General features: G+C 42.3%; 12 protein-coding genes. 8 read left to right on the forward strand and 4 right to left on the reverse strand.

The genetic code is table 11. The features are described from left to right. Nucleotides 1-48: 48 nt before the first annotated feature. Nucleotides 49-1,437: a sigma-54-dependent transcriptional regulator gene (locus SFRI_RS20135; RefSeq protein ID WP_011639325.1), complete on the reverse strand. Its 1,389-nt coding sequence runs from the start codon at nt 1,435-1,437 to the stop codon at nt 49-51. A gap of 354 nt (nt 1,438-1,791) precedes the next feature. Between SFRI_RS20135 and SFRI_RS20140 the strand changes: the two genes are divergently transcribed. From SFRI_RS20140 to mutM, 8 genes are all read left to right on the forward strand, one after another. Beyond that, nucleotides 1,792-2,556 (forward strand): ABC transporter substrate-binding protein, encoded by a 765-nt coding sequence (locus SFRI_RS20140; RefSeq protein WP_425271587.1) that lies wholly within the window; start codon nt 1,792-1,794, stop codon nt 2,554-2,556. Further along, nucleotides 2,553-3,260 carry an ABC transporter permease gene (locus SFRI_RS20145; RefSeq protein WP_011639327.1) on the forward strand — a complete coding sequence of 236 codons (708 nt, stop codon included), beginning with the start codon at nt 2,553-2,555 and terminating at the stop codon, nt 3,258-3,260. Before SFRI_RS20140 ends, SFRI_RS20145 begins: the two co-directional genes overlap by 4 nt. A 1-nt stretch (nt 3,261) precedes the next feature. Beyond that, nucleotides 3,262-4,011 carry an energy-coupling factor ABC transporter ATP-binding protein gene (locus SFRI_RS20150; protein ID WP_011639328.1) on the forward strand — a complete coding sequence of 250 codons (750 nt, stop codon included), beginning with the start codon at nt 3,262-3,264 and terminating at the stop codon, nt 4,009-4,011. After that, nucleotides 3,995-4,585 carry a molybdenum cofactor guanylyltransferase MobA gene (gene mobA, locus SFRI_RS20155; protein WP_011639329.1) on the forward strand — a complete coding sequence of 197 codons (591 nt, stop codon included), beginning with the start codon at nt 3,995-3,997 and terminating at the stop codon, nt 4,583-4,585. The genes SFRI_RS20150 and mobA overlap by 17 nt, the downstream gene beginning before the upstream one ends. Nucleotides 4,586-4,602: 17 nt before the next feature. Continuing rightward, nucleotides 4,603-6,420, forward strand: coding sequence for a bifunctional molybdopterin-guanine dinucleotide biosynthesis adaptor protein MobB/molybdopterin molybdotransferase MoeA (locus tag SFRI_RS20160; RefSeq protein ID WP_011639330.1), 1,818 nt, complete (start codon nt 4,603-4,605; stop codon nt 6,418-6,420). An 8-nt stretch (nt 6,421-6,428) separates the two neighbouring features. After that, nucleotides 6,429-7,415, forward strand: a complete 987-nt coding sequence (gene moaA / locus SFRI_RS20165) for a GTP 3',8-cyclase MoaA (RefSeq protein WP_011639331.1) — start codon at nt 6,429-6,431, stop codon at nt 7,413-7,415. Between the two features lie 106 nt (nt 7,416-7,521). Beyond that, nucleotides 7,522-7,980 (forward strand): hypothetical protein, encoded by a 459-nt coding sequence (locus SFRI_RS20170; protein ID WP_011639332.1) that lies wholly within the window; start codon nt 7,522-7,524, stop codon nt 7,978-7,980. A gap of 9 nt (nt 7,981-7,989) precedes the next feature. Continuing rightward, nucleotides 7,990-8,805 carry a bifunctional DNA-formamidopyrimidine glycosylase/DNA-(apurinic or apyrimidinic site) lyase gene (mutM, locus tag SFRI_RS20175; protein ID WP_011639333.1) on the forward strand — a complete coding sequence of 272 codons (816 nt, stop codon included), beginning with the start codon at nt 7,990-7,992 and terminating at the stop codon, nt 8,803-8,805. A 94-nt stretch (nt 8,806-8,899) separates the two neighbouring features. On the opposite strand, the gene SFRI_RS20180 is transcribed toward mutM, so the two are convergent. The 3 genes from SFRI_RS20180 to SFRI_RS20190 all read right to left on the reverse strand — a co-directional run bounded on the left by SFRI_RS20180 (nt 8,900) and on the right by SFRI_RS20190 (nt 11,768). Then, nucleotides 8,900-10,399: a capsule assembly Wzi family protein gene (locus SFRI_RS20180; protein ID WP_011639334.1), complete on the reverse strand. Its 1,500-nt coding sequence runs from the start codon at nt 10,397-10,399 to the stop codon at nt 8,900-8,902. A 4-nt stretch (nt 10,400-10,403) separates the two neighbouring features. Further along, nucleotides 10,404-10,910: a pantetheine-phosphate adenylyltransferase gene (coaD, locus tag SFRI_RS20185; RefSeq protein ID WP_011639335.1), complete on the reverse strand. Its 507-nt coding sequence runs from the start codon at nt 10,908-10,910 to the stop codon at nt 10,404-10,406. Nucleotides 10,911-11,015: 105 nt separating this feature from the next. Continuing rightward, on the reverse strand, nt 11,016-11,768 hold the full coding sequence (locus tag SFRI_RS20190; protein WP_011639336.1) for a glycosyltransferase family 25 protein: 753 nt from the start codon (nt 11,766-11,768) through the stop codon (nt 11,016-11,018). Nucleotides 11,769-12,192: the final 424 nt, after the last annotated feature.

Consider the following 12,192-nt stretch of genomic DNA (forward strand, 5'->3'; position numbering starts at 1 on the left):
AACTAATACCAAAAACTCGCGTAAAAATACCAGTAGAATGCACCACTTTTATTCTTCCTCAAGACCTTGTTTTTCGTGAGTTAGCCAATCTTTAAATTTTCTATCTAAGGTTTTTCGTGACACACCTAAATCTCGCGCTGCAGCAGATTTATTACCACTATGGCTATCGACCACTTTGGTGACATGTTGTTTTTCAACTTCTTTTAATGGCCAACTTAGCGGATAGCCCATCGCATCATTAACCATAACAGACACAGGTTTCTTCCAATATTCCGCAGGCGGTTTACCTAATAGGATGCATCGTTCAATCATATTACGCAGTTCACGAATATTACCGGGCCAATCATGCTGTTGCAGTACTTGTAGGTCTTCGTGGCTCCAAATAACATCTTTAATGCCCAACTCTTGTGACAACTGCAAGGTAAAATAATGGGTAAGCTCAACAACATCTTCTGGCCGAGAGCGCAAAGATGGAATAACAATGTTCAATACATTCAAACGATAAAATAAATCACGTCTGAAACGACCCGCTTCAACTTCATCAATTAATAAACGATTAGTGGCCGCGATAACGCGCACATTAATGTCGATTTCTTTTTCGCTTCCTACAGGACGAATAGCACGTTGTTCGAGCACTCTGAGTAAGGCGGTTTGCATGTTCATCGGCATTTCGCCAATTTCGTCCAGAAATATCGTGCCGCCCGAGGCATAACTAAATAACCCTTCACGATTACCTTTAGCCCCGGTAAAAGCGCCCGCTGTATGGCCGAACAGTTCACTTGCTAACAATTCAGGGGCGATGGCACCACAGTTTACTGGTACAAACGCACCACTTCGGCCACTCTGTTGATGTAATTGTCTGGCCACCAGCTCTTTACCTGTGCCTGATTCGCCCTCAATTAATACAACTGCGTTAGTCGGTGCGATTCGCTCAATGACCTCTTTAACATCACGGATGGCTTCACTGTTGCCGATAATGGTGGATGACTGTCCGTGCGACAGTTCACGCCTTAACATAAAGTTTTCACGCTTTAGCAGTCGTTTTTCGATACAGCGGTCAACGGCGGTAATCATTTGCTCTAAGTGAAACGGTTTCATGATGAAATCAGAGGCACCTGCACGTAATGCTTTGATTGCCACGTCCATGTCTGCATAACCGGTCATAAAAATGATATCAGATTGACGTTCGGGATCATCTAACGCTTCATGCCACTCAATACCTGAACGGTCGGGCAAACGAATATCAACAATTAACAAATCGAAATGGCCGTGACTGCGTAATTCTTCTGCTTGGGCAATTGTGGAGGCGGTTTCTACCAAGGCAAACTTTTTTGCCAAGGCTTTCATCAAAAAACTACGCATACCGGGCTCATCATCAACGATAAGAACCGACATAGTGGTCTTGCTTACTGGGGAGATATGTTCATCTGGACTCATAAATGGACTCTTATTTGGACATTTTGTCGCGCTTTTCACCACTGTATCATCGAATTCACATCACTTGGTCACTATGAACCACAGAAAAGTGATCATGGGACAATTTGTCTAAGATAAATGATTAAAGCTTGGGAGCAAGTTCACAGTTTCGATTTTATGCGTGAACTGTATTTGCATTAACACTGCTTGGCATCTAACTTGCTTATTGCATTGGTAATTAAGCAAAACGGCTTAATGTTTTGTACACGTTTTTCAGTATGAACATCATGATTGTTAATATATCAAGGAGCGGCAATGTTAAAACTCAAAGCAAGCGTTAGTATTCTGTTGGCAGCATCGGTACTCAGCGGAGCAATGTTCAGCCCAACAGCACTCGCAAATGAAGTGATCAAGTTAGCGACCACTACTAGCACTGAAAACTCAGGATTACTTGGGGCGCTGTTACCAAAATTTGAAGCGGAATCAGGCTATAGTGTACAAGTGATTGCTACGGGTACAGGTAAAGCATTGAAGCTGGCAAGTCAGGGAGATGTTGATGTCGTTATGACTCATGCTCCAGCTGCAGAAGCAAAGTTTGTTGCTGACGGTTATGGTATTGAGCCTCGCGGTATTATGGAGAATGATTTCATTGTATTAGGGCCTAAAAATGATCCTGCTGGGCTCAAGTCGAGCAAAGATGCCACTGAAGCATTCAGCAAAATTGCTAATAAGCCAAGTAAATTTATTTCTCGTGGTGATAACTCTGGTACTAATATGAAAGAGTTAGCCATTTGGAAAGATGCGGGCGTTAAACCTGAATTTACTGGCTATACCTCAGTTGGCCAAGGCATGGGTAAAACCTTATTAATGGCCAATGAATTTCAGGCTTATACATTAGCGGATCGCGGTACGTTTATTGCTTATAAAGCTAAGCTAGGCCTTAATATTAGTTTTGAAGGTGGCGCGGAATTAGCTAACCCTTACCAAATTATTTTGATTAACCCTACAAAATACCCAGACTTGAATCATAAAGGGGCAAGAGCATTAAGCGATTGGTTTATCAGCCCTGCAACACAAACTATGATCAATAATTATAAAGTGCAAGGAGAGCAATTGTTTAAGGCAACTTATAAAAAATGAGTGATGGCTGGTTAGCCCTATTGCAGCAAGCATTTAGCTTGCTGCTATCTTTTGACCCACATGTATGGGCAATTATTAACATCTCATTTTCGGTGTCTTTTGCCGCGCTGTTGATCACCATTATTCCGTCGATGATGTTAGGTTTTATCCTCGCTTTTAGTCATTTCAGAGGCCGCTGGATCGTCACTAACTTAGTGCAAACATTGCAATCTATTCCCACTGTAGTGATTGGTTTATTAGTGTATTTATTGTTAACTCGCAATGGTGTCTTAGGCGATTTAAAGTGGCTATTCACCCAAAAAGGAATGATTTTAGGACAGATGTTAATTTGCGCTCCAGTATTAATCGCATTGTCACAGGCCGCTTTTGCCAGTGTGGATCGTAGAGCGTGGGAAACATCTCGTACATTAGGAGCCTCATGGCTACGCGCGGTTTGGACCTTATGCCGTGAACTACGAGGCCCCTTACTGCTCGCCATTATCGCAGCGTTTAGTCGCATTTTAACTGAAGTGGGTTGCTCGATGATGGTTGGTGGCAATATTATGAATGTCACCCGTAATATTCCCACTGCAATAGCACTTGAAACGAGCAAAGGCGATTTTGCACAAGCTATCGCGCTAGGATTAGTCTTATTAATATTAGCGGTAGTGTTAAACTTCATCTTAGGTTCATTGCGAGGCAAAGCCCTCCCAAGGAGTCATTAAGATGACATTATCACATTCTTCAGACCGCTCTTTAGCCAGTATTCATGCAAAAAACCTACTGATATCTTTTAATCAGCAGATACTCTTTAGCGCAGCCGATTTGCATTTTAGCCAAGGTGATGTCATTTACCTGCAAGGTGACAATGGCTCGGGTAAATCGACCTTAATGAAACTCCTCGCGGGTTTAATTAAACCAAATCAAGGTCAGATCACCAGCCAGGGGTTTGCGCCTCAAACGTGGTGGCGACCGTCATCTCTTTTAGGTAAAGCGGTTTATTTACATCAACATCCTTATCTTTTTGAAGGCACAGTAAAGTACAACTTAACCTACGCCTTGGATCAGCGGGCTTTAGCGCCGGAACAACGTAAAAAACGGATCAAACAAGCCATTCATATGGCTCAACTCACCGATTTACTGAATCATAATGCTAGCGATCTATCCGGGGGCGAGAGACAACGTCTTGCCATTGCCAGAGCTTGGATTGCGCAACCTAAACTATTAATGCTTGATGAACCGATCTCGAATATGGATAAGCACTCACAGCGCTTAGTGCTCGCGATGATTAATCAACTCAAACAAGACGGCACAGGACTGTTAATTAGCAGTCATCAAACCTGTGGCCTGACCGCGTTGTGTCAACAACATTGGCATATAAAGCAATGCACAATTCATACCAGTATTCATGTACCCCAAACAGATGATTTACATGATACCCACACAACGGAATTACATTATGGCACCTCAAATTGATGCGGTGATTTTAGCTGGCGGCATGGCAAGACGAATGGGCGGCAATGACAAAGGCTTAGTGGATCTCAATGGCCAAGCGATGATTTGTCATACAATTAATAAGCTGTCGACTCAAGTGGATCAGATCCTGATTAACGCAAATCGAAACCAAGCTCAATATGAACAATGGGGTTACACCGTTTTCAGCGATCAAGACAGCGGTTATTTAGGCCCTTTAGCTGGAATGGTTACAGCCTTAAAACAGACTCAAGCTGATTATTTACTTGTGGTCCCTTGTGACTGTCCTATGCTACCAACCGACTTAACAGCAAGATTATTAGCTGCTTTAGAGCAACAACAAGCCGACCTTGCTGTTGCTAGTGATGGTGAATATGAACAACCCGTAGTGTTATTGCTAAAACCACATCTGGCAGCATCAATGCAGGCTTTTTTAGATGCGGGAGAGCGCAAAATTGATTTTTGGTATCGCCAACATAAAGTGGCAGTAGAAAGTTTTGCTGACCAACCCAATGCATTCGTTAACATCAATACACCAGAACAAAAACAGCAGTTAGCAACGCAAATTGCCAAGTAATTCAGTAGAGGTACTTCATGACAGCATTATTTTCTAATCCATTGTCCATTCCCGTTTTGGGATTTTGTGCATACAGTGGCACAGGTAAAACCACTCTACTAAAACAGCTTATTCCTGCCTTAATTGAACGCGGTTTACGTTTAGCCGTTATTAAGCATGCACATCATAATTTTGATGTTGATGTTCCGGGTAAAGACAGTTTCGAAATGCGCAAAGCTGGGGCAAGGCAAGTATTGGTAGCATCTCATGTACGCTGGGCATTAATGACTGAAGACCCAGTTGATGATGACCCACAATTACAACATTTACTGCGTCAAATTGAAGCCGACAAAGTCGATATCGTGCTGGTAGAAGGCTTTAAAAAACTGGCATTACCTAAAATTGAATTACACCGTGCAGCACATAATAAACCTTTGATTCATATACATGATGACAATATCGTTGCGATTGCCTGTTGTGATGAAACCACAGTACCTGATTCATTAATGCGATTAGATTTAAACAACGTGGCGCAAATTGCTGATTTTGTACAACACTATCAACAAAATTGGCAGGCAGAAGAGGTCAGCTTGCCGATTGATGCGAGCAAAGCAGCTCAAATGGACGATACGGAAAACAGTCCACACGGCATTAGTGTATCCCAAGGCGTTGCGGCGGTATTAAGCCAAGTTACCCCTATTGTGGACACTGAATTAGTCAGTCTTTTCGATATTGATAATCGCGTACTGGCACATGATATTATTTCTGAAATAAACGTACCTCAACAAACTAACTCAGCAATGGACGGTTATGCCTTTGCGTTTAGTAACTTATCTAATAAGCCTCTTAAAGTCGTGGCCGAAGTATTAGCAGGACATCATTACCCCAATATGCTGCAAGACGGCGAAGCCGTGCGCATTATGACCGGAGCAACAGTGCCAAAAGGCGCTGACACCATTCAGCCACGAGAACTAGCAAACGAACAAGATAACCTGTTAACCCTTCTTGAGCATGAGCACATCGTTAAAGGTCAGCATGTACGTCTGGCGGGTGAAGATATTGCTAGCGGTGACGTCGCTTTAGCGGCAGGAAAACGCTTAGGTGCCGCTGAACTAGGCCTACTAGCATCACTTGGATTTGATCGACTACCTTTAGTTAAACGCCCTACCGTCGCGGTATTTTCAACTGGCGATGAAGTCAGCCAACCAGGACAAATACTCAAACAAAACTGCATCTATGACTCAAATCGCTATACCGTATTATCGATGGCCAAAAAGCTCGGTTGTCAGGTTATCGATTTAGGCATTATTGAAGATGATGAACACATACTCACCGCGACGTTACGCAGTGCGGCAGAGCAAGCAGATATCGTCATCAGCTCTGGCGGTGTATCTGTGGGTAATGCCGATTACATTAAAACGGCACTCGCCAATGTGGGCAACACTCAATTTTGGCGAATTAACATGCGACCTGGTCGCCCTCTCGCGGTAGGAAATATTGATCGCAGCCTATTTTTTGGCTTACCGGGAAACCCTGTGGCGGTTATGGTGGCATTTTTACAGTTTGTGCAACCTGCTATCCGTAAATTAGCTGGCGAACTTCACTGGCAGCCACAATTTATTCCTGCCATAGCACAGCATGCATTACGCAGTAAAACGGGGCGAACTGAATTTTTACGCGGTATTTATACTATTGGCTCAGATGGCCGAATCAAGGTAAGCACCACTGGTGCGCAAGGGTCTGGCATGCTCAGTTCAATGGTCAGCGCTAATTGTTTAATTGTCATTGGTGATGATACTGCCACCATACCTGCTGGCGAGTCTGTGTTTATTCAACCCTTTGCTGATTTACTGTAAGTGCTGATATGAGCCAACTTATCGACAGCTTTCAGCGAAAAGTAGATTATTTACGCTTATCGGTAACCGATCGTTGCGATTTTCGCTGTGTATATTGCATGAGCGAAGATCCGACTTTTTTACCTAAATCACATGTACTTAGTTTGGAAGAGTTGTCGTGGATAGCCCAAGCTTTTACTGAGCTTGGGGTAAAAAAAATACGCCTCACCGGTGGCGAGCCACTAGTGCGATCCGACTGTGACAAACTGGTCAAATTATTGAGAAAATTACCTCAACTGGAAGAACTCTCAATGACCACTAATGGGTCTCGATTATCTAAGCTAGCGCAACCACTGTTTGATAATGGCCTTAGCCGATTGAATATCAGCCTTGATACCTTAAACCCCGATGTGTTTGCGCAGCTAACGCGTAACGGAAAACTAGAGCGTGTCATCGCTGGCATTGATGCCGCAATAGCGGCTGGCTTTCGTAACATCAAAATTAATGCGGTCATTCTGCGTGGACGAAACGATCATGAAGTATTAGATTTAGTTGAGTTCTGCCGCCAACGTCAACTCGATATTGCTTTTATTGAAGAAATGCCAATTGGACTCATGGATGATCGTCATCGTCACCGTCATTGCTCAAGTGACGAAGTCCGAAACATTATTGAAACGCGCTATCCCTTAATCGCTTCATCTAAACGCACAGGTGGCCCCTCTCGATATGTAAAGATGGCCGACAGCACGATTCGTATCGGATTTATATCGCCACACAGCAATGACTTTTGTCATGAATGTAATCGTGTAAGAGTAACCGTTGAAGGGCAATTACTGTTGTGCTTAGGTAATGAGAATGCCATTGATTTAAAATCAATTGTGCGACAATTCCCCGCCGACATTGAACGTCTTAAACAAGCCATTACCGATGGAATGCAATACAAGCCGCAATCTCACCACTTTAACCTCAACGCTGCCCCACAAATACTACGCTTTATGAATGCCACTGGCGGCTAATTGTTTTTGCTATCGTCAATGGTACACTTATGTCATGATTTGCCACTTCAAACTTGCGCGTTACATTACCAGTTTGAGATAGTTTTTATCCACATTAAGGTGATTTATGGCTCTGTCACGTAAAAGTTGGAACTATATTATTATTGGTGCCAGTGTATTTATGATTGCGGTATTGTCTTTTATCAATGATAAAACCGCCGATGTCCCAGATGATACAGTGCCTTTATTTGATCCGCAGCTGCCGTTGAAACAATTACAACTTGATGGTATTTGGCTAAGTCAACAAGACGGACAGTGGCAGTGTCATTCGCAGGTGCTCAATTGTCAGCAATGGGCTTTATCATGGCAAAATATTAGTGTATCACCATTAAAAAATCAGCCTGAACATAGCCTTAAAGAGCAAACTCTGTCTATTGCCATCGATAATATGCAAACGACACAATTATGGCGCTATTTCCCAAATGAAGGTTTGTTGCAATCATCTAGTCAAAATTGGTATCTAGTACCGCCGAGTTTACGAGCTGGGTTACAACCTATATTAGCCATACCTCCTCAATCAAAATAATGAGTCATTATGCCCGAATTACCAGAAGTTGAAGTGACCCGTCTAGGGATCAGTCCATACCTTATTGAGCAAACGGTAAGTGAATTGATTGTGCGCAATGCCTCACTTCGTTGGCCTGTACCGGCTATAGCTCAAAACATTGTTGGTCAGCGTATTACCAATGTCCGCAGACGAGCTAAATACTTACTCATTGATACCGATGCAGGAATGACAATCGTGCATTTAGGCATGTCAGGCAGCTTACGTATTTTACCGCGCAATACCCCAATCGAAAAACATGACCATATTGATTTAGTACTCGAAAATGGGCGCATGTTACGTTTTAACGATCCACGTCGCTTTGGAGCTTGGTTATGGTATGAGTTACCAGAAGAAGCCCATCCACTGCTATCAAAGCTTGGCCCAGAACCACTAAGCCCTCATTTTACGCCATTGCAATTGCAAGCAGCACTTGCGGGCAAGAAAAAGGCGATTAAACTGTGCTTAATGGATAATCACATCGTGGTTGGAGCCGGTAATATTTACGCCAACGAAGCTTTATTTGCTGCCGGGATCCATCCTGAAGCCGCGGCGGGAAGCATTGATTTAGAACGGTTAACGATTCTAGTCAGCGAGGTTAAGCAAATTTTGGCTCACGCCATTGAACAAGGTGGGACAACATTAAAAGATTTTACTAATGCCGATGGTAAGCCTGGATATTTTGCGCAAAAACTACATGTTTATGGTCGTGGTGGCGAAACCTGTACAGCCTGTGGCAATTTATTAAGTGAGATAAAACTTGGCCAACGTACCACGGTTTTCTGTGGTTTATGCCAACAGCGTTAGTCGGATAAATAACGCCTAAATTTACACATAAAAAAGGGAGCCATTTGGCTCCCTCATATCATCAACCTCAACTCGGGTTAATCAACCATAGCGCTTAAAACTTATATTCGTAAGTCGAAAACACAGTACCTTGAGTGTCATCATCTTGTACTTCGAACTCTGAATTAGCCACACTGCCGCCTAAGGTCAACATGCCATTAAACATCGGCAAACGATACGACAATTCCAGCATCATGATATCTTCTTTTAATGGCTGTGGAGCCCATACACCACCGCGATTAGCACCGTCTTTATTCAGTTGAGCATAACGGAGTATTGAGGTAAAACCATGACTATTATCGAACTGCCCAATTAAGCCTAATGCATAAACATTGGCATCACTGTCATAGGTACTGCCAAAAGCACGACCATAGTAACGCGAGCCACTTTGGTAAGTAGAATGCTCATAAAAACAGTTAAACTGGTTTTTGTCTTCACCGCAATACACCATAGTATCTGTGTACTCGATAAATAATTTGTACTGTTGTTTGGCAATACTAAAGCGTGTGTCTGCACCAACCATTTTACCGCAATCAACGATTTGCCATGGATCACCTTTTGAATCTTCGCAGGTGCGTTCTAAGTACAAACCAACAGGCACATCAAACCAGGTATCTGCATAACGGACATCAAAGCCCGCCATCTGGTTACCATAGTTTGAACAACCAAATTCATCGACATTATCTGCTCGACAATCACGCTGACCAGTAATGGATTTAACCGCGGTATTGAAGCTACATTCTTGACCTTCACCGCAAAACTGTGTAGTCCAAGACAAACCAATTTCTAACTGCCTAAATGGCTTAATTGCCCCACGAAGATTCCATAATAGGGTATGTGGAGCATAACGATCTTCTTCGGTCACACTCACGCCACCAGTTAAACTCCAATCGCCTATCCATGACAGCCAAGGCGTTTCAAATGCTTGTGAATTATTACGACTAATCATTAAGGATGGCATTGGACGAGCATTATTTGATTTATGCAATGATGAGTCAAATCCAGGTCCCCACCATTGGCCTACGCTGCCGGCAGTGACAATCCAATTGCCTAACACCACAGCAATATAAGAATCATCTAAACGGATTTCTTCGTCGTCCGCAGGGTTATAATTTGCCGATGCAGAAATCTTATAAGAAAATCGCTCTCCAGTGTATTCATGTGAGCCTTGTAACTGGCCCTTTTCACGATAATCAGAGCCAAAATGCTGAAAACGCGCCTCATCAGATGCAGCCGCTACTTTTATACTGGTGTTTCCACGATTCCCAACAGCATTTTGGTAGTAAAAATTAACTCGTGCAAATGCATCCACTAAATCAGGCGTTAACAAAGCAGGTTCCGCTTGAGCCAAATCAGCTCCAATACCAGACCACATCAATGGAAATGTATTAATAGGCCCACTAATCACTCCGGCATCTGCTAAGGCTTGAATATCTGCACGCAAATAGATATCAGAGGTATCGACCCATGGTGCAGCTTGAGCACTGCTGTAGAGCATCATCGCGCTTAATCCAAGTGCAGCAGCAACCTTAGTTGACTTAAATCCTTTTATCATGAAATTACTTACCTTCTTTATCTAATTGAATTTGGGCTACTTTCAGCTTTAATGCAGCTGCGATCTGTGGATGAACAAATTGACTCACGTCCCCCCCGTGTAATGCCACTTCCTTCACTAACGTAGAAGAAATAAATGAGTTCTCTTCCGCAGGTGTCAAAAAAACACTTTCAAGATCTGGGCTTAAACGGCGATTCATATTTGCTAACTGAAACTCATATTCAAAGTCAGATACCGCACGAAGGCCGCGGATCAACACACTCGCATGCTGTTCTTTGGCGAAATCAACCAACAACCCAGTAAAGCCGACAACTTCGACATTTTTTAAATGTGCTGTCACTAAGTTAACTTGAGCGACACGCTCTTCGAGAGAAAAACGAGGCTGCTTAGAAGGGTTTGACGCTATACCAATAATCACGTGCTTGAATAAGCGTGCTGCACGTTCGATTAAATCGGCATGACCATTAGTCACAGGGTCAAAAGTACCTGGATAAATTGCTCTTCTGTGCATAATATTTCGCCTTTACATCATTTGTAGCCGCTAGTTTAGCGACTTTTATCACCAGAATGTACATCATTTGGTTTAACTATGGGTTAATGTCACATGGCGACATGACTATTTTTGTATTTTGGGAAGTGATGGCAATTGTTGTTTATATTTCAATAAATTCAACTCGAACTTCATTTTTTGCCAAATACGCAATAAATGATGACGTTCAACATTAGTACGTCTACCTTGTCGATTAATATCACTGTCTAAATCGGTTCCAATCACAGGAAAAGGTCTTACAACAAAGCAACGTAATTGTTTTTCGAACCAAAATTGAATATCGATATCAACAGGACGGGCAATAGGGTATGCCGTTGCTAATAATTTTTGTGCTCCAGCCAATGACACGCATTGGCCGCGGGTAGAAGCTGGTAATTTTAAACACGTCGATAAGCTAAAGCGATCATCAAGCACAATCGATTTTACAATACCTTTGGGTTTACGCCCGTGACACAATTTAATGTAATCCCAATCAGCAGAAAGATTATTAATATGTTGTATCACCGTCATTAACGCAGGATCTAGGATTGAGTCATCCTCAAGAATTAAAGCGTAATCTAACTGTTGTTCAATAATCATTTGCCAACATTGGACATGGCTTAGGTAGCAGCCAATTTCACCCAAATTAAGCTTTTTGTCGTATTTTTGAAGGTTTGTTTGCGGATCATACACTTTCGCAATCTCGGTATCGTGCAAATCTTTACCGTAAACGGCGGAAATACGTTGGTATTCGACACCTAATTGTTTTAGTTGTTCATCCATGAACGTAAATCGTTCAGTACTGTTATCTAAATTAATGAGAAAAACTTTAAATTTCATATATTACTAACCCAAACACCCAATTTAATCATGTTCAACTACTGATATTTAACCCTAGAATATTCAGTAATGGCGACATCTGCTGAATAAAATGGTTGATGCTACAGTTAGGTTACTTTTACTAGTGACATTTGATTTAATCCATTGAATAAATTTAAAACAACCCTTATGAAAACCGTGGTTGTTTTGCGTCCTTTCACTCACATGCATTTCACCATTTTTACAGTGAGAGGTTTGGGAGTATATCATTAATATTCTGGCTTTAGCTTGTTGTCAAAAAATTCATAACAATGGCTAGATTAGTTAACAATAGCAACCGATATTTGTTAACCCTTGATACAATTCCGCATGCAAACGATGAACAAACGGTCTTGAGTTGATATACTCTGTGACAGCTCTTGCGCCAATCATCATGGTCGTTGAG

It is taken from the genome of Shewanella frigidimarina NCIMB 400 (assembly GCF_000014705.1).
Taxonomy (GTDB): domain Bacteria; phylum Pseudomonadota; class Gammaproteobacteria; order Enterobacterales; family Shewanellaceae; genus Shewanella; species Shewanella frigidimarina.